The organism is Streptomyces sp. NBC_00554 (assembly GCF_041431135.1).
Classification (GTDB): Bacteria; Actinomycetota; Actinomycetes; order Streptomycetales; family Streptomycetaceae; genus Streptomyces.
Genome location: NZ_CP107799.1, coordinates 2,344,948 through 2,362,932 on the forward strand (window position 1 = coordinate 2,344,948; position 17,985 = coordinate 2,362,932).

Here is a 17,985-nt window from a genome sequence, read left to right on the forward strand (position 1 = left end):
CGGTGCGCTGTCCCATGGGGCTGGGCCCGCTTCCTCGCGGGCCCAGCCCTGCGACGTACAGTGGACATATTGGTCATACTGGGCGGCTCGAAAGGGGGTCGCAATGCTCGAGGAGCTGCTGGTCGCAGGCGCGGCAGTCGCTTCCGCCGGGGTGGTGTACGTCGCGGCGGCGGCCCGGGTCATCAAGCAGTACGAGCGAGGCGTGGTCCTCCGGCTCGGGCGGCTCGCGGGAGCCGTGCGCGCCCCGGGGTTCACCATGATCGTCCCGGGCGTCGACAAGCTGCACAAGGTCAATATGCAGATCGTGACGATGCCGGTGCCGGCGCAGGACGGCATCACCAGGGACAACGTCACGGTCCGGGTGGACGCCGTCATCTACTTCAAGGTGATCGACGCCGCCGACGCCGTCATCCAGGTCGAGGACTACCGCTTCGCGGTCTCGCAGATGGCGCAGACATCGCTCCGCTCCATCATCGGCAAGAGCGATCTCGACGATCTGCTCTCCAACCGCGAAAAGCTCAACCAGGGCCTGGAGTTGATGATCGACAGCCCGGCGATGGGCTGGGGTGTGCAGATCGACCGCGTCGAGATCAAGGACGTGTCGCTGCCGGAGACCATGAAACGCTCGATGGCCCGGCAGGCCGAGGCCGACCGAGAGCGCCGCGCCCGGATCATCAACGCCGACGCGGAACTTCAGGCGTCCAAGAAGCTGGCGGAGGCCGCCGGGGTGATGTCCGAGCAGCCCGCGGCGCTCCAACTGCGGCTGCTGCAGACGGTGGTGGCGGTCGCGGCCGAGAAGAACTCCACGCTCGTGCTGCCCTTCCCGGTGGAGCTGCTGCGGTTCCTGGAGCGGGCGCAACAGGGGCAGCCGGCGGTTGAGCAGTCGGCACCCCCGAGGTCCGAGAAGCCAGAGGTCACGGCCGAGGTCGAGGTCACGGCTGAGGTCGACGCCGAGAAGCCCGAGATCGAGTCGGGGATCCCCGAGGCCGAGCCCGGAAAGCCCGAAGCCGACGTGTGACACCTGCTACGCGCGTGGTTCCGGCCGCCTCGCCCCCGTGATACACACAGGCGGGTCACAGTCCTGTCCGCCAACAGGAAGGTTGCCCCATGCCAGAAAACGTTCGCTCCGCGACACGTCGTCAGATGCTCGCCCGCACAGGTGTGTTGGGCGCGTCGATCGCCTTCGCCGGAAGCCTCGGCGACCTCTTCGCGGGCACCGCCGCCGCGCAGGGCCTCGGCCACAGCGGGTACGGCCCCCTGGTCCCCGACCCGAACGGACTGCTCGACCTGCCGGAAGGTTTCCGCTACCGGGTGCTGTCCCGCGAGGGCGACCAGCTCCGCTCCGGGGAGGGCCTGGTGCCGAGCAACCACGACGGCATGTCGGCCTTCGCGGGCAGTCACGGCCGCGTCCACCTGGTCCGCAACCACGAGAACCGCAACACCGCCAGGATCCCGGTCCCGACGATCGAGAGCCTGACGTACGACCCGATGGGCAAGGGCGGCTGTACGGCGCTGACCCTGGACAGCCGCAACCGCGTCCTGTCCGAACGGGTCGCCATCGCCGGAACCGCGGTCAACTGCGCGGGCGGGCCGACCCCTTGGGGCACATGGCTGACCTGCGAGGAGACCGAGGAGAAGGCGGGCACCAACGGCTACACCAAGGACCACGGATTCATCTTCGAGGTCGATCCGGTGGATCCCCGTCGCACGGGGGCCGTCCCGCTCACGGCGATGGGCCGCTTCCAGCACGAGGCGATCGCCGTCGACCCGTGGCGGGGCATCGTCTACGAGACCGAAGACGCGTTCCTCACACCCTTCGGTCTGTTCTACCGCTTCCTCCCCAACAAGCCTGAGGGCGGCATCGGTTCACTGCGCGCGGGAGGCAGACTCCAGGCGATGCGCGTCCCCGGCGTACCGGACCTCTCCTCCATCCAGGAGACCGGCGCGACCTTCGACGGCATCGAGTGGGTGGACGTCCCGGACCCGCTCGCCGCCCAAACCCCCATCCGGCTCCAGGACTTCGGCCCGAAGGGCATCACGCACGCCCAGAAGCTGGAGGGCTGCTACTGGGGCGGAAAGTCCGTGTACTTCGTCTCGTCCTTCGCACACAGCGCGGAGGGCTCGGCCGCGGACCACTTCGGCCAGATCTGGCGCTACGACCCGTCGACCCGCCGCCTCACGCTCGTGATCGTCTTCGGCCCGGACACCGACGTACAACTCCCCGGCGAGTCCCCGGACAACATCTGCCTCGCACCGAGCGGCGGCCTCATGGTGTGCGAGGACGGCAACGGTGCGCAGCATGTGTACGGCGTGACCCGCAAGGGCGAGGTGTACGCCATGGCCCGCGGCGCCCAGAACATCGGCACCCCGGAGGCGCCCGAGTGGGGCGAGTTCGCGGGCGTCACCTTCTCGCCGGACGGCGAGACGATGTACGTGAACTGCTATACGCCCGGGACGACGTTCGCGGTGACGGGACGTTGGCGCAACTGAGCGCCCGCCCGCAGAAATTGCCGCGCCCGCCCCGGTGACCAGGGACTCCGGGCCCACCTGGCCGGCCCCGAGCAGGGCACCCTGGGCTCCCGCCTCCGCGCCGCCCGGCTCGTCCCGTACCCAGGCGGTGATCGGACCCAGGGAGGCGGCCGACAACCAGGTCGCCCTGCGCCTGCGCGACGGCCGCCTCCTCGACGCCCAGCCCGCCGCCGAGGTCCTGCACCGCATCGGAATGATGATCGATGCCCGCAGCACCGACCTGATCGACCAGATGCCCGCGCTTTGCGGCGAGTAGCGGACAGCAGCCCTCCGCCGCACCATCGAGGGACACGGCCGGAAGGGGCACGCGGTGCCGAAGAAGGACGCCAGGACAGACAGCAAGAAGAAGGACGGCGGGCGGGACGAAGAACGACCGAAGCCCGCAGGGGCACCCGCGCTGCTCCGCGAGCTGCTGCGCGTCCCGGGCGGCGCCGGAGTCGACCTCTCCTCGTACGCGGCCGATGCGACACCCGCCGGCCCGCGCGACAAGGCCGCCGGTCTCGCCGCCACCGCCCTGATGGGCGAACACCTCGCCGACCTGCAAGAACGCCTGTGGGCCACGAGTACGGCGGGTGAACGGCGGCGCATTCTCCTGGTCCTCCAGGGCATGGACACCAGCGGCAAGGGCGGCACGGTCAAGCATGTCATCGGGCTGTTCAACCCCTCCGGCTGCCGCATCCGGGCCTTCAAGGCACCGACCCCCGAGGAGCGGAAGCACTCCTTCCTCTGGCGGATCAGGAAGGCGCTTCCGGAGCCCGGCGAGATCGGCATCTTCGACCGCTCTCACTACGAGGACGTCCTGATCGCCCGCGTCCGCGAACTGGCCCCACCCGAGGAGATCGACCGCCGCTACGCCGAGATCAACCGCTTCGAGAAGTCCCTCACGGACGACGGCGTCACCGTCGTGAAGGTCTTCCTCCACATCTCCTACGAACAGCAGCGCCGCCGCCTCCTCGAACGCCTCGACAACCCCGACAAACACTGGAAGTTCAACGTCGGCGACATCGAGGAGCGCACACTGTGGCCCGCGTACCAGAGGGCGTACGAGATCGCCATCGAGCGCTGCTCCACGCCGGAGGCCCCCTGGTACCTGGTCCCCGCCGACCGCAAGTGGTACCGGAACTGGGCGATCAGCAAGCTCCTCCTGGAACACCTTGAGGCCCTCGACCCGCAGTACCCCAAGGCGGACTTCGATGTGGAGGAGAGCCGGAGGCGGCTCCTGAAGGACGGCTGAGCCTCCGCGAGGCGGAGACCTGGTAGTCGCTCACCTGGGCGGGTGAGTTCGCGGCCGCATTCGCCGGACGCCAGCGCGCGATGGGTGATTAGTCGCATTTACCCGCTTATCTTCACGCGGTGACCATTCTTGTACGACGAATCGCCGCAGCCTGCGCCCTGGGCGCCGCGCTCGCCGCCTGCGGGGCCCCGCACACCCCGCACGCCGCCCGCCAAGGGCAACCCGCTCCCGCCAGCGCCACGGCATCAGAGCCCCCTACACTCGCCCCGGGCCCCGCCGGACTGACCCCCGTCTTCAAGAACGGCCCGCGGACGCGGGACAAGACCGTCGCGCTGACCTTCGACGCGGACATGACCGCCGATCAGGGGGCGCGGGCGGCGGCCGGGGAGCACTTCGACAATCCGCGGCTGATCTCGACGCTGCGGGCGTACAAGGTGCCGGCCACCGTGTTCATGACGGGGCGGTGGGCGGACGAGTACCCGCAGGAGGCCAGGGCCATCGGGCGGGACCCGCTCTTCGAGGTCGCAAATCACTCGTACAGCCACTACGCCTTCACGGACGACTGCTACGGGCTGCCGACCGTGCCCGAGGACCGGATGCGGTCGGACGTGGAGCGGGCGTTCGCCGCCTTCAAGAAGGCAGGGGTGCCCCGTGCGATGCCGTACTTCCGTTTCCCGGGCGGATGTTACGACCAGCGGGCGCTGCGGACGCTGAGCGCGGCCGGGGTGACCGCGGTGCAGTGGGACGTGGTCAGCGGGGACGCGTTCGCGACGGACGCCGACGCCGTGGCCCAGCAGGTCCTCGACGGCGTGCGGCCCGGGTCCGTCGTCGTCATGCACTGCACGCGGAGTGCGGCTCCGGCGACCGAGGAGGCGGTGCGGACGATCGTTCCCGAGCTGCGGAAGAAGGGGTACCGCTTCGTGAAGGTGTCGGAGCTGATCGGGGCGGCCGGCCGCCACCGGTAGGCCGTCCCGTGGTCCGCCTTACGCTGGAACCATGAGCGACTACTGCGGCGCCGAGGCGGACCCGGCGCCCGTGGCACCCACGGCCTCCACGACCGACGGGCCGCCGTTCGCCGAGTGCGTGCTGTGCCGGAAGCCGACGGAGTACCCGGAGTCGTACAAGGGGATCACGCTGTGCCCCGTCTGCGAGTGGCAGGAGGCGCAGCGCACCGCGTGTTCAGGCTGACCGGCGGGTGGTGAGCGCGCAGGCCACGGCGAGCGCGCCGGCCGTGAGCAGCGCGGCGGCGGCCAGCGGCAGCAGCGGGGCGGGGACCGTGCCCGCCCGCGAGCCGGTGATCAGGTCGGTGAGGGCCGCCTGGGCCGGTGAGCCCGAGGTCACCAGCGTGAGCAGCGCCGCGAGCAGCATCGCGGGGACCGCGCGGCCCGGCGAGCGCAGCAGCGGCCAGGTCGTGAGCGCGCCGACGGCGGTGCCGAGCAGCGCGCACACGAGCGCGGCCAGGAGTCCCGCGCCGCCCGCCGCGACCACCGGCACCTCCTTCTGGTGGTCCGTGCTCGTCGGGTCGCTGATCACCGCGACGAACAGCGTCGACGCGGCCCCGATGAGAACGGCCGCCGACAGCGCGACGAGCAGACAGGCGAGGTGCGCCCGTCCGGGGCCGACCGCCGCGCCCACACAACTCCGCGCCGCGGGCGGCTCGTTGGTGGCACAGATCCGGACGAGCCAAGCGGCTACGGGGAGCACGGCGGCGGCCGAGTAGCCGAGCGAGTCGAGCACTGGCTGCCCGCTCTGAACGCCGATCCCGAGAAAGGCCGCGTACAGGATGAACGGCGGCAGCCAGCGCTGCGAGCGCAGCAGAAGGGCGGCCTGGTAGCGGATCAGGGCGTTCACTGGCGGGGGCCTTCGGGTCGGAGGGGGCGGGCGTCCGGGGATGCGGGCTGCGGGGGCGGCGCGGAGACACCTGACGCCGTGGGGCTCGACGCCGCGGAACCCGGCGCTGACGGGCTGGACTCGACGCCTACAGCCGGCTCGGCAGCAGAAGCGACAGAGGCGGGCACGCCGGCGCGCGACCCGGCAGAACCCGCCGCCACTGCGCCCGGCACTGACGGGCTGGACGCGGCGCCTGCAGCGGCGTCAGCAACGGGCACCCTGGTGCGCGACTCGGCGCCGTCGCCAGGCGCGGGCGGGCCCTGTTCGCCCCTGTCGGGCGCAACCGAGCCCTGCACGTCGACGCCCGGTGCGGCCAAGTACCGCACATCGACGTCCGGTACCGCCGGACCCCGCGCATCACCGTCCGGCGCACCCGCTTCCCCGCCGCCCGGCAACCGCCCCACCCCCACCACATGCCACGGCGGCCGTGCGCCAAGGAGCGACCTGAGCAGCACGTCCGAGTGGGACTCGGGTGCGGTGAGGCGGAAGGACCCCGCCGCGGTCCGTTCCACGGACGTCGAGAGCCCCAGCGCCTCGGGGGGAGGTTCCGCGCCCGCCGGACCCTCGGCCTCGACGACGACGTGCGGGGCCGCCGGACCGGCCGAAGTGCCCTGTGGCGTACGGAGATCGAGCGCGCCGTCGACGACGGTGTACGTGGCGTCGGGCACCCCCGCCAGCCGCCGCGGGTCGTGGTCGACGAAGACCACCGCGGCGCCGGCGGCGGTACGTTCCGCGACGGCGCGTTCCAGTTCGGCGCGGGCGGCGGTGTCGAGGCCGGTCCAGGCCTCGTCGAGGACGAGGAGTTCCGGCTCGGCGAGCAGTGCCTGGGCGACGGCGACCTTCTGGCTGCTGCCCTTGGACAGTTCCGCCATGGGCGTACGGGCGTACGCGGCGGCGCCGAGGCGTTCCAGCCACTCGTCGGCGGCACGGGCGGCGGCCGGACGCGAGAGGCCGTGGACGGCGCCGAGGTGGGTGAGGTACCCGGACGCGGTGAAGGGGAGGGCGGCGGGGAAGCGCTCGGGGACGTACGCCGTGCGCGGGCGACCGGTGATCCGGCCCTCGGAGGGCGCGTCGATCCCGGCGAGGAGTCTCAGCAGGGTGGACTTGCCGGTGCCGTTGGCGCCGTCCACGCGGACCAGGGTGCCGGGGGTCACATCGAGGTCGACGCCGCGCAGGACCCAGGGGCCGCGGAGCCCGTAACGTCGGCCGACGCCCTCCAGCCGCAGATCACCATTCGTGGGGGCCATCCTCGCGTGGGCGTACGGGCGCCCGCAGAAGAACCGATCTTCCGCCTGGCAGACTGGAGGGCGTGAGCAGCGACCCGACCGCAGTCGACCCGACCTCCAACGGCGATGGCCCCTTCCGTTCCGAGCGCACCGCGCGCGACGAGGCACCGCAGTACGTGCTGCCCCTGGTCGTGCGCATCGAGAAGGCCGATCCCCCGGCCCGTACCGACGCGCTGGAGAGCGCGGCCCGCGCCGTGCTGACCATCCTCAGCGACGAGCGGTCGCTCGGGGACGGCGAGAGCGCCGGCGAGTGGGCGCAGGCCATCCATGACTGGCAGGACGCCAGGATCCGCAAGGTCGTGCGGCGGGCGCGCGGCGCCGAGTGGCGGCGGGCCGAGGCGCTGCCGGGGATCACGGTGACCGGGAAGTCCGCCGAGGTGCGTGTCTTCCCGCCGGTCCCGCTGGACGGCTGGCCCAAGGAACTCGCCAAGCTCCAGGTCTCCGGCACCGACCTCGAAGACCCCGAGCCGCCGATGGACGCCGACCTGGCGGCCCCGGTGCTGTGGCTCAACCCGGACCTCGACATGTCGGCGGGCAAGACGATGGCGCAGGCGGGGCACGGCGCCCAACTCGCCTGGTGGGAACTGTCGGACGAGGAGCGGGCGGCCTGGCGCGACGCCGGCTTCCCGCTCGCCGTCCGTACCGCGGACCCGGCCCGCTGGCGTGAACTCACCACCTCCGGGCTCCCGTTGGTCCGCGACGCGGGCTTCACGGAGATCGCGCCGGGGTCGTACACGGTGGTCGCGGACCATCCGGCGCTGCGCCACGACTGACCGCCCCGGCACCGGACGCCTGTTGCCACACCGCGGCTACGCTTGCGGCACGTTCACGACGTATGCGGAGGTCACCATGGCCGGGACCCGGCTGGACGGCAGGGTCGAACGCGGCAACCGGACGCGGCAGTTGGTGCTCCGCCGTACCGTCGACATCGCCTCGGTCGAGGGACTCGACGCGCTGTCCGTCGGCCGGCTGGCCACCGAGCTCGAACTCAGCAAGAGCGGGGTCTTCGCGCTCTTCGGTTCCAAGCAGGAGCTCCAGCTCGCGACCGTACGGGAGGCGGCGCGCATCTACATGGAGCGGATCGTCCGGCCCGCGGCCGAGACCCCGGCCGGGATCGACCGGCTCTGGCGGCTGTGCACGCTCTGGCTCGACTACTCCCAGGGCCGGGTCTTCCCCGGCGGCTGCTTCTTCTACGAGGTCGTCGCCGAGTTCGACGCCCGTTCCGGCCCCGTGCACGACGCGGTCGTACGCGCCCAGCGGGACTGGACGGAACACGTGGAGGCCACCATCGCGGAGGCCCGCGAACTCGGCGACCTCCACCCCGGCACGGACGCTCCCCAACTCGCCTTCGAACTCGTCGCGTTGATGGAGACGGCCAACGTCGTCTCCGTCCTGCACGACGAGACGACCGCCTACCGAAGGGCCCGCGTCGCCATCGCCTCCCGGCTACGCATCGCGGCGACGGATCCGTCCCGGGTTCCCGAAGTTCCCTGAGGTCGACCGAAGTTCCTTGAGGGCCGCCTGAAGTCCCTTGATCCGGAGGGCAATTGCCCTTCATGCAAGTTCACCAAACAAGTAGCACGACCGTTCGCTTAGTTTTATGCTCGGACCATGCGACGCCAAACGATCCTTCGCTCGCCCTGGCAACCCGGTCCTGCCGCCGACGCCCATCACGGACCCGCGCTGGTGAGCTTCACCGACTTCACCTCCGACACCTTCCGGCGGTCGTGGTCCGTCGCCGTCGACGGACTCCGGCTCCGCCGGACCTGGCCCGAGACCCCGGGCGCGATCGGCATGTGGCTGTGGGCCGATCCACTGCGGCGGCGCTCGGGCTCCGTGGCCGTCTGGACCGACGAGGCACGGCTCAAGGAGTTCGTCGGCCGGCCCGACCACATACGGATCGTGCGCGCGTACCGCGGCCATGGGGTGCTGCGGTCGACGGACTGGGAGACCGCCGGTTTCGACGCGGCGGACACATGGGCGCACGCGCACCACCTGATCACCGGAGGACACACCGCATGACATCGCCAGCACCGGACATCGTCGCCCTCGACCGGATCGCCGTACAGGAGTCGCTCAGGGTCGTGGAGCTGGCGCAGGAGGCGGACTGGGAACGGGACACACCCTGTACGGGGTGGACCCTGCGGCGGCTGGTGGCACACATGGCCGCACAGCACTACGGGTTCGCGGCGGCCGCGCAAGGAGCGGGGAGCGAGGCGACGTACTGGCGGGAGCCGGAGGACATGAGCGAGCCGGGGCAGACGTACCGGGTAGCGGCCACGGTGGTGCTCACCGCCTTCGCCGAACCGGCAGTCGCTGAGCGGGAGTTCGTACTGCCGGAGCTCGGGGGCGCCTTTCCCGGACGGATGGCCGTCGGCTTCCACTTCATCGACTACGTGGTGCACGCGTGGGACGTGGCCGCCACGCTCGGCGTCGGGCTCGACCTCCCGGGGCACGTCCTGGAGGCGGCGCTAGCCGTCGCGCGGCTGGTACCGAGGGATCCGGCGGGCCGGGGTCCGGGATTCGCCTTCGCTCCGATCCTCGACGTACCGGCCGGGGCGGGCCCCCTGGACGAGGCGTTGCGCCTGCTGGGGCGCGCCCCGGAGAAGTGGCCGCTGACGAGGGCGGACCGGCCGGAGCCGAACATCCAATCGCAAAGAGGTTTGAGTGGAGGCTGAACAACACATCCGTCCCGCACGTACCTCCTGACGCTGGCCAAGTACAAACACCCAACGACCAGTTGGTTTCCCGGGAGGCTCATTGTGCGGCGTATCAACGGTACCGCCCTCGTCATGGCGGCACTCGTCGCCACAGTCGGAGCGCTCGCGTTCCCCGTGTGGTCCTACGCGGACCGCTCAGGCACCGGGCAGGCGAACGTGGCGGCAGGCACCGTGAACACCCGCTGGGGTCCGCTGACCGCCCAGGACCGCGATCTGATCGTCCGCGTTCGGCTGGCCGGTCTGTGGGAGCTGCCGGCGGGACAGCAGGCGCTCGAACGCGCGCCCTCCGAGGCGATAAAGGAGGTCGCCGACCACCTCATCGTCGGCCACACCGACCTCGACAAGCGGGTGCGGATCGTCGCGGCCCAGCTCGGCGTCGCACTGCCGAACCAGCCGAACGAGCTGCAGACCGGCTGGCTCAAGGAGATGACCGCGGCGACCGGCGCGGACTACGAGTACAAGTTCGTGAACCTGTTGCGGGCCGCGCACGGAAGCATCTTCCCTGCCATCGGCGCCGTCCGGAACACCACGCGGAACACCCTGGTGCGCCAGCTGGCCTCGGACGCCAACCAGACCGTGCTCGACCACATCACGATGCTGGAGAAGACCGGGAAGGTCGACTTCGACGCCATCGCCAACGCCGCGGTGGCCACCTCCACGGCCAGCCCGACCGGCCCCGCGGCACCCGTGCCCGGCCAGGTGGCACCCTCGGCGCCTGCCGCTCAGGCGACCGGCGACGTCTCGACCTCGTCCTCGCCCTCGCCCGGCGCGCCTGGCACGGTCAACACCGCCCGTCCGGACCCGGTGGACTCGGACGGCGTGCTGGGATAACCGGCCCCCCAGGGCCCGCCCGCGCCCCGGATCCGAACCTCAAATGTTGCTCTGAAGGTGATGAGTACGAGGTTCGGACCCGGACGTCGGGGCCATACCTCCGTCACGCCGGAACATCGGTCCGTCAAAGGAGACGACACAGCCGATCCAGGTGAAGCCGTGCAGGTGGGGTGAAGGAGGGCACGATGGAGCGACTGGGGACGGGCATCGGGTGGCGACCGGAGATCGCGGACGCCGTGGAGCGCATGCCGGGCATCGACTGGGTCGAGGCCGTGGCCGAGAACCTCTGCCCCGGCCATCTCCCCGAGTCGCTGCTGCGCCTGCGTGAACGCGGCGTCACGGTGATCCCGCACGGCGTCTCCCTCGGCCTGGGCGGCGCGGACCGGCCCGACGAGGCACGCCTCACGGCCCTGGCCGAGCGGGCCGAGGCGCTGGGCTCGCCGCTCGTCACGGAGCACATCGCGTTCGTACGGGCGGGCGGGCCGTTGACCGCCTCGCCGCTCCTCGAGGCGGGGCACCTGCTGCCGGTCCCGCGCACCCGGGACGCGCTGGACGTCCTGTGCGAGAACATCCGTATCGCGCAGGACGCGCTGCCCGTTCCCCTCGCGGTGGAGAACATCGCCGCGCTGATCTCCTGGCCCGGCGAGGAGATGTCGGAGGGCCAGTTCCTCTACGACCTGGTCGACCGCACGGGCGTACGCCTCCTCATAGACGTCGCCAACCTCCACACCAACCACGTCAACCGGGGCGAGGACCCGGCCAAGGCCCTCGACGAGCTCCCCGTCGAAGCCATCGCCTACGTCCATGTCGCCGGCGGCTTCGAACGGGACGGCGTCTGGCACGACAGCCACGCCCACCCCGTCCCGCAGCCGGTCCTCGACATCCTGTCCGACCTCGCATCCCGGGTGACCCCGCCGGGTGTCCTCCTGGAACGGGACGAGAACTTCCCCGAGCCCGGGGAGCTGGAGCAGGAGTTGGGGGCGATCCGGGGAACGCTGGAGCGGGCGGGGGCGCAGGCCCCGAAGAGCGCGCTCCCGGAGCCGGTCACCCCTCGCGAAACCGACACCGACGCCGACACCGACCCCGCCCGCCAGCGCCTGGCCCTCGCGCAGACCGCGCTGCTCTCCGCCCTTGTCGGGGGAACCCCCGTGCCCGAGGGGTTCGACCGGGTACGGCTCGGGGTGCAGGCACGGGCGCTGGCCGCCAAGCGGGCGGATGTCGTGGCGAAGGTCGCTGAGGATTTGCCGCAGATCCTGGCGGAGGGGTACCGGCCGGCGTTCCTCGCGTACGCGCAGGGACATCCGATGACCGGCGGATACCGGCGCGACGCCCTGGACTTCGCCGAGCACCTGCTCCTCGCGGGCCGCCCCGAGGACGCCGAGACACGACGGCGGCTGCGTCACTGGTGGCTGGAGCGCTCGGGCCCGGCCCCGCTGTCGGGACACCCCGCGGCCCGCCTCGCCCGCGCCACCCGCCGGGTGCTGCTGCGCCGCTGAGTACGCGCACGGCGGTCCCGCACCGCCGCGGAGTGTGCGCGGGTTAACACGTCCTTCTGTGAAGGGGATGTGCGCGCCCTGTTTCCACGCCTTTGAGACGGTCTGCCGTGCGCCCGAACCACCACATCCCGCGCGTTCCACCTACCCATCAACCCTGTTTTCCCGTGCGGCAGTTGGCACAGCACCCGCAGTAGCATGCCAATCCGCACGCGGAACGCACTCATGTGCGGTGCCGCAACAGGAGGCACCATGCGATCCATCAACCGCACCGGATTGGTCAGTGGAACAGGGCTCATCGTCACGGGCCTCACGGCCACCCTGGTCGCCCTGGCCATCCCGATCTGGTCGTACGAGGACCGCTCCGGAACCGGCCTGGACACCTTGAACGCTCAGACCGTGTCGACGCAGTTCGGCCCGCTCTCGGCGCTGGACCGGGAGTTCATCACCAAGGTCCGGCTGGCCGGGCTCTGGGAGCTGCCCGCGGGCCAGCAGGCCCAGGAACGCGGCACCACGGAGGCCGTACGGACCGCCGGCGCGCACCTCATCGAGGGCCACACGTTCCTGGACGCCCGGGTCCGCAACGTCGCCGCGCGGCTCGGCCTTGAGCTGCCCAACCAGGCCAGCGAGCAGCAGCGCGGGTGGCTGACCACGCTCAGCGCGGCGCAGGGCGTGGACTACGACCGCGAGTTCGCGAACATCCTCCGCAAGGCCCACGGCAAGGTCTTCTCCCTCGTCGCCCAGGTCCGCGCGAACACCCGCAACTCCCTCGTACGCGACCTCGCCGACGACGCGAACAGCACCGTGCTCGACCACATCAAGGTCCTCGAGGCCACCGGATACGTCGACTTCGACGCCCTCGCCGAGGACGCGGCCGGCGCCGCCCCGCCCCCGATCACCAACTCCCCCGCTCTGCCCGGGCCCACCCAGTCCCCGGACTCGCCGATTCCGGTGACCCCGTCCCCGGGCTTCACCCTTCCCCCGGCCGCCTCACGCGCCAACTCGCCCTCGGCCCCCTAGCCGCATGGGCGGGAAGCGGAACATCACATACCGCCAACGCTCCGTCCATCATGTGAATAAGGCATGGCGCTCACCCGGCCCATCGCATAGAAAAACGCCATGTTCTGGGTACTTCTCCTGCTCCTGGCCTGGGCCGCGGCCGGCACCTCCTGCACCCGCCTGTGCCTGGCCGCCGTCCGCACGGCGGCCGTCGACGCGAAGGCGGCCCGCGACCACGGCCTCACGCTGTACGAGGCGGCGTTCCTGTCCGGCGGTCCGGCCCGGGTCGCCGAGCTGACCCTGGTGTCGATGGCCCGCCAGCGCCGTCTGCTGCTCGCGCACACGGGCTGGGCGACCGTCGTGGACCCGCGTGGGCACGACGAGATGGAGCGCTCGGTCATCGGGGCGATCGGTCCGGAGGGGCAGTCCCGGATAGCGCCCGTGCGGGCGAGCGCGGCCGCCGCGGATTCGGTACGCCGTCTCGCGGACCGCCTCGTCGCCGCGGGCCTCGCCGTGCCCGACGGCGAGCGCGGCACCGTCGCGAGCGCCGTCCGCCAGGTCCAGGCCGCCGCGGCGGCCGTGCTCGTTCTGGGCGCCGTGGCCCTGCTGCTGCCCTCTCAGGCCCAGACGTCCGAATACGAGGTGCCGGTCGCCGTCTGGTTCGCGCTCCCGCTCACCCTCACGCTGAGCTGCCTCGCGATCGCCCGCATCGAGGTGCACCCCTACTCGCGCTGGGCGTCCCCGGCCGGACAGCGCCTGCTGGGCACCCTCACCCGGCACCCCGACGGCACGGGCGACGACCGTACGTACCTCACCTCCGTCGCCGTACGCGGCATCCGCGCGATCGGCGAGCCCGACCTGCGCGCGGCCTTCACCCACCGCGAGGGAAACCCGGAACGAAGGGGCTGACGGGCGCGCCAGGGGGCGCATCGGGGTCATTGGAGCCGACACTGCCGCCCGGTCCTTTACTTCACCAACCGCCGAACGAAACATCCCCTTTGTCGCTGCCGTGCGCCGAAGGGAAACGCGATGAGAGCTGCCGTCCTCTACGGAACCGCAGGATCCTTGCTCCTGTCCGCCCTCGTCACCGTCCCCGCGGGCGGCGAACCCCGGTGGCCCGGCGATCCCCTCGGGCCCGGGGCCGACACCCGCGGCACCGCCGTCGCCGCCGAGCGCGCGGCGGCCGCCGGGGTCCGCTTCGGCACCTGCTCCAAGGAGGAGGACCTTCCGGACGACGTCAAGTGCGGCACGGTCAAGGTGCCCCTCGACTACGCACACCCCGACGGCAAGCAGATCAAACTGACCGTCAGCCGTGTGAAAGCCACCGGCAAGGACGCGAAGAACTCGAAGCGGAAGGTCCCGCGCCAGGGCGCCCTGGTCTACAACCCCGGCGGCCCCGGCGCCTCCAGCATGTACTTCCCGCTGATCGGCTTCCTCCCGGAGTGGAAGCGCCTCGCGGGTGCGTACGACCTCGTCGGCTACGCCCCGCGCGGGGTGGGCCGCAGCGCCCCGCTGTCCTGCCAGGACCCCAAGCGGCTGGTGAAGGGGCCGACGCAGTCACCGACGTTCCCCTCGGAGTCGTACAAGAAGGAGCGGATCGCGGAGGCGAAGGCGTACGCGCGCGGCTGCCTCAAGCGCTCCGGCAAGGCCGTCCAGCACTACACCTCGCTCAACAACGCCCGCGACCTCGACGTACTGCGCGCCGCGCTCGGCGAGCGGAGGCTGACCTTCATGGGCGCCTCCTACGGCACGTACTTCGGGGCTCTCTACGCGACGCTCTTCCCCTCGCACGTACGCCGGATGGTCTTCGACTCGGCGGTGAACCCCGCCCCCGGCCAAATCTGGTACCAGAACAACCTCGACCAGTCCGCCGCGTTCGAGATCCGCTGGGCGGACTTCCGCGCCTGGATCGCCCGGCACGACGACGTGTACGGGCTCGGCGCCACGCCCGAAGAGGTGCTGCGCAGCTACGAGAAGGCGCGGGCCCGGCTCGCCGCCTCGCCCGCCGGCGGCAAGGTGGGGCCCGGGCAGTTGCAGGGCGCGTTCCTCCAGGCCGGGTACTACGACGACTACTGGCCGCACCGCGCCCAGGCGCTGTCCGCGTACCTGAAGGGCGACCCGAAGCCGCTGATCGAGCAGGCCGGGCCGTATCCGGAGGCGGCCGCCGAGCAGGAGAACGGCAACGCGGTCTACACGGCCGTCGAGTGCAACGACGCGCCCTGGCCGACCGACTGGCACACCTGGGACCGCGACAACACGCAGCTCGCGCGCAAGGCGCCGTTCGAGACCTGGGACAACGTGTGGATGAACCTGCCCTGCGCGTACTGGCCCGTGCCGCGGCAGAAGCCCCTGGACGTGCGGACGCTGCCCGGCGCGCTGCCGCCGACCCTGATCCTGGCGGCCGAGCGGGACGCGGCGACTCCGTACGAGGGTGCGGTGGCGCTGCACCGGCGGCTGTCCGGCTCGGTCCTGGTGACCGAGAACGGCGCCGGGACGCACGGGATCGGGGGCGGGCCCAACCAGTGCGTCAACGGCTATCTGGACGCCTATCTCCTGGAGGGCAGGCTCCCGGTACGGCGCGCGGCATGCGCGCCGCACGCGGAGCCGAAGCCGGTGGCACCGGGCGATCGTTCGAAGGCCAACAAGAAGGCTTCCTAGGACCGCCCGGCGCCCGCGAGTCCGCTCAGGCGAGGCCGGCGACCAGCTCGGAGATGTCCTTGCGGCGGCCCGTGTAGAACGGGACCTCTTCACGGACGTGCATCCGGGCCTCGGAGGCGCGCAGGTGACGCATGAGGTCGACGATGCGGTACAGCTCGTCGGCCTCGAAGGCGAGGAGCCACTCGTAGTCGCCGAGGGAGAACGAGGCGACCGTGTTGGCACGCACGTCCGGGAAGCCGCGGGCCATCTTGCCGTGGTCGGCGAGCATGCGGCGACGGTCCTCGTCGGGCAGCAGGTACCAGTCGTAGGAGCGTACGAACGGGTAGACGCTGATGTAGTTGCGCGGCGTCTCGTCGGCGAGGAACGCCGGGATGTGCGAGCGGTTGAACTCGGCGGGGCGGTGCAGCGCCATGTTCGACCAGACCGGATCGAGGGCGCGGCCCAGCTTGGTGCGGCGGAAGAGGTTGTACGCGTCCTGGAGCTGGTCGGCGGTCTCGGCGTGCCACCAGATCATGAGGTCGGCGTCGGCGCGCAGCCCCGACACGTCGTACGTGCCGCGGACGGTGACATCCTTCGCGGCGAGCTGGTCGAAGAGCTCCTGGACCTCGTCGGCGTAACCGGCGCGGTCCTCGGGCAGCACGTCCTTCAGCTTGAAGACGGACCACAGGGTGTAGCGGATGACCTCGTTGAGGTCCTTGGCCTTCTTGCCGGCGTTCGGGATCTTGGCGGGGGCGTCGTCACTCATGGGCCTATTCTCCCGCGCCGCCGTGCAGACTCTGCACCGGGTTCGCCATCAGGGCATCCAGTCCGCCGCGGTCGCCGCCGAGCTGGTCCACGGCGGCGTACGCGCTCGCGATGCACGCGGGGATGCCGACCCCGTCGTAGGCGGCGCCGCAGACGGCGAGCCCCGGCAGCTTGCCGACGTGGTCGCGGATGCGGGCCACGCGTGCGTGGTGCCCGACGGGGTACTGCGGCAGCCCGTCGTCCCAGCGCGTGACGCGGGCCGCGACGGGCGCGGCGTCCAGGCCGGTGGCCTCGCGCAGGTCGTGCCGGGACACCTCCACCAGGTCGTCGTCCTCCCGCCCGAGCACCTCCGTCTCTCCGTACCGCCCGACCGAGGTCCGCAGGACGAGCAGGCCGGGGTTCTCCTCGGCGATCCAGCCCCACTTCTGGGAGGCGAAGGTGGAGGCCTTGATGGTGTGCCCGTCAACAGGCGGTACGAGAAAACCGCTCCCTTCGGGGAGGGCGATTTCGCTGCGCCGGTAGGCGAGGGTGACGAGCGCCATGGAGGCGTACTCCACGGTGGCCAGCTCGGCCGCGGCGGCGGGCGCCTCGGCGCGCAGCAGGCCGGCGGCAGCGGGGGCGGGCAGGGCGAGAACCACGGCGTCGGCGTGGAGTACCTGGCCTCCGGCGACGACGCGCCAGCCGGTGTGTGCCTCCCGGCGCAGCTCCGTCACGCGTGCCCCGGTGACGATCTCGCCGCCCCGTGCTCGCACCGACTCCGCGACCGCGAGCGGCAGTTGACCGACGCCTCCCTCGATGCCCATGAAGACCGGTCCCGTCTGCTGGTTCCGGGCGGCCCTGGCCTGGATCTCGCGGACCGCCTCCGTCAGGGAGTCGTGGGTCCGGGCGGCCTCGAAGAGCTGGGGAACGGCAGAGCGCAGCGAGATGCGGTAGGCGTCGCCCGCGTAGACACCGCCGAGGAGGGGCTCGACCAGGCGGTCGACCACTTCGCGGCCGAGGCGGGCCGCCACGAACTCCCCCACGGCCACGTCGTCGCCGATCTCCGTGCGGGGCAGCTCGGCGTCCCGCTCGATACGGCGCAGTCCCTCGTCGGAGAGGACGCCGGAGAGGGCGGACGCGGTGCCGGGGACGCCCATGACGTGTCCCTTGGGCATCGGGCGCAGGGCGCCGCGGGTCCAGAGCGAGGCCGTCGCGGTGGCGGGCGGCTGGAGGCGGTCGGCGAGGCCCACCTCGCGGGCCAGGGCGATCGCCTCGGGGCGGCGCGCGAGCATCGATTCGGCGCCCAGGTCGACGCGTGCGCCCGCGATCTCGCCGGGCAGCAGCTTGCCGCCCACGCGGTCCGACGCCTCCAGAACGGTCACGCGCACGCCGCTGTCCAGCAATCGGTGGGCGGCGGCCAGACCCGCGATCCCGCCCCCGACGACAACGACGTGTCCCGTACCCGTACGAGTGCCCTGTGCGCGCATGTCTCCACTGTCGCAGACCCCACTGACACTCCCACCAGGCCCCCGGTGTCCTCCGCGAGTCCTGACCGTGACCGCATCGGGACCGGATCCGCCCAACGCCGCACCCCGTTCGGGCGTCGAAGGAGCGTCAGTCGT

General features: G+C 71.8%; 18 protein-coding genes and 1 pseudogene. 15 read left to right on the forward strand and 4 right to left on the reverse strand.

Going from position 1 to position 17,985, the window contains the following annotated elements; genetic code table 11:
• Positions 1–103: 103 nt before the first annotated feature.
• From OG266_RS10290 to OG266_RS10315, 6 genes are all read left to right on the forward strand, one after another.
• A complete protein-coding gene (locus OG266_RS10290) occupies positions 104–1,018 on the forward strand; it encodes a slipin family protein (protein WP_371544856.1) in 915 nt (304 codons plus the stop codon).
• Positions 1,019–1,107: 89 nt separating this feature from the next.
• The gene (locus OG266_RS10295) at positions 1,108–2,490 is read left to right on the forward strand and encodes a PhoX family protein (protein WP_371544860.1); all 1,383 of its coding nucleotides are present in this window, start codon (positions 1,108–1,110) and stop codon (positions 2,488–2,490) included.
• A 127-nt stretch (positions 2,491–2,617) separates the two neighbouring features.
• A complete protein-coding gene (locus OG266_RS10300) occupies positions 2,618–2,785 on the forward strand; it encodes a hypothetical protein (RefSeq protein ID WP_371544863.1) in 168 nt (55 codons plus the stop codon).
• Positions 2,786–2,926: 141 nt separating this feature from the next.
• Positions 2,927–3,763 carry a PPK2 family polyphosphate kinase gene (locus OG266_RS10305; RefSeq protein WP_371552730.1) on the forward strand — a complete coding sequence of 279 codons (837 nt, stop codon included), beginning with the start codon at positions 2,927–2,929 and terminating at the stop codon, positions 3,761–3,763.
• Between the two features lie 119 nt (positions 3,764–3,882).
• Positions 3,883–4,728: a polysaccharide deacetylase family protein gene (locus tag OG266_RS10310; protein WP_371544865.1), complete on the forward strand. Its 846-nt coding sequence runs from the start codon at positions 3,883–3,885 to the stop codon at positions 4,726–4,728.
• Positions 4,729–4,759: 31 nt separating this feature from the next.
• Entirely contained in the window at positions 4,760–4,951 is a 192-nt protein-coding gene (locus OG266_RS10315; RefSeq protein ID WP_371544868.1) for a hypothetical protein, read from the forward strand.
• Here the strand turns inward: OG266_RS10315 and OG266_RS10320 are convergent.
• Complete coding sequence (locus tag OG266_RS10320) at positions 4,943–5,614, reverse strand: ABC transporter (protein WP_371544871.1); 672 nt, start codon at positions 5,612–5,614, stop codon at positions 4,943–4,945. The genes OG266_RS10315 and OG266_RS10320 overlap by 9 nt on opposite strands.
• A gap of 440 nt (positions 5,615–6,054) precedes the next feature.
• Positions 6,055–6,900 (reverse strand): annotated as a pseudogene (locus tag OG266_RS10325) (ATP-binding cassette domain-containing protein); the annotation flags it as partial.
• Positions 6,901–6,962: 62 nt separating this feature from the next.
• Between OG266_RS10325 and OG266_RS10330 the strand changes: the two are divergent.
• The 9 genes from OG266_RS10330 to OG266_RS10370 all read left to right on the forward strand — a co-directional run bounded on the left by OG266_RS10330 (position 6,963) and on the right by OG266_RS10370 (position 15,640).
• Entirely contained in the window at positions 6,963–7,712 is a 750-nt protein-coding gene (locus tag OG266_RS10330; RefSeq protein WP_371544874.1) for a peptidyl-tRNA hydrolase, read from the forward strand.
• Positions 7,713–7,788: 76 nt separating this feature from the next.
• Positions 7,789–8,433 (forward strand): TetR/AcrR family transcriptional regulator, encoded by a 645-nt coding sequence (locus OG266_RS10335; protein ID WP_371544877.1) that lies wholly within the window; start codon positions 7,789–7,791, stop codon positions 8,431–8,433.
• 117 nt (positions 8,434–8,550) lie between these two features.
• Entirely contained in the window at positions 8,551–8,961 is a 411-nt protein-coding gene (locus OG266_RS10340) for a hypothetical protein (RefSeq protein WP_371544880.1), read from the forward strand.
• Positions 8,958–9,617, forward strand: coding sequence for a TIGR03086 family metal-binding protein (locus tag OG266_RS10345; protein WP_371544882.1), 660 nt, complete (start codon positions 8,958–8,960; stop codon positions 9,615–9,617). The genes OG266_RS10340 and OG266_RS10345 overlap by 4 nt, the downstream gene beginning before the upstream one ends.
• A gap of 84 nt (positions 9,618–9,701) precedes the next feature.
• Positions 9,702–10,490 (forward strand): DUF4142 domain-containing protein, encoded by a 789-nt coding sequence (locus OG266_RS10350; protein WP_266474116.1) that lies wholly within the window; start codon positions 9,702–9,704, stop codon positions 10,488–10,490.
• A 185-nt stretch (positions 10,491–10,675) separates the two neighbouring features.
• Complete coding sequence (locus OG266_RS10355) at positions 10,676–11,986, forward strand: DUF692 domain-containing protein (protein WP_371544885.1); 1,311 nt, start codon at positions 10,676–10,678, stop codon at positions 11,984–11,986.
• Between the two features lie 249 nt (positions 11,987–12,235).
• Positions 12,236–13,003: a DUF4142 domain-containing protein gene (locus OG266_RS10360; RefSeq protein WP_266474119.1), complete on the forward strand. Its 768-nt coding sequence runs from the start codon at positions 12,236–12,238 to the stop codon at positions 13,001–13,003.
• 99 nt (positions 13,004–13,102) lie between these two features.
• Positions 13,103–13,891 carry a TIGR04222 domain-containing membrane protein gene (locus OG266_RS10365; protein ID WP_329545014.1) on the forward strand — a complete coding sequence of 263 codons (789 nt, stop codon included), beginning with the start codon at positions 13,103–13,105 and terminating at the stop codon, positions 13,889–13,891.
• Positions 13,892–14,011: 120 nt separating this feature from the next.
• The gene (locus OG266_RS10370; protein WP_371544889.1) at positions 14,012–15,640 is read left to right on the forward strand and encodes an alpha/beta hydrolase; all 1,629 of its coding nucleotides are present in this window, start codon (positions 14,012–14,014) and stop codon (positions 15,638–15,640) included.
• Between the two features lie 25 nt (positions 15,641–15,665).
• Here the strand turns inward: OG266_RS10370 and hemQ are convergent, their stop codons facing one another.
• Positions 15,666–16,385, reverse strand: a complete 720-nt coding sequence (gene hemQ / locus OG266_RS10375) for a hydrogen peroxide-dependent heme synthase (RefSeq protein ID WP_266474122.1) — start codon at positions 16,383–16,385, stop codon at positions 15,666–15,668.
• 4 nt (positions 16,386–16,389) lie between these two features.
• Positions 16,390–17,850: a protoporphyrinogen oxidase gene (gene hemG / locus OG266_RS10380; RefSeq protein ID WP_371544892.1), complete on the reverse strand. Its 1,461-nt coding sequence runs from the start codon at positions 17,848–17,850 to the stop codon at positions 16,390–16,392.
• Positions 17,851–17,985: the final 135 nt, after the last annotated feature.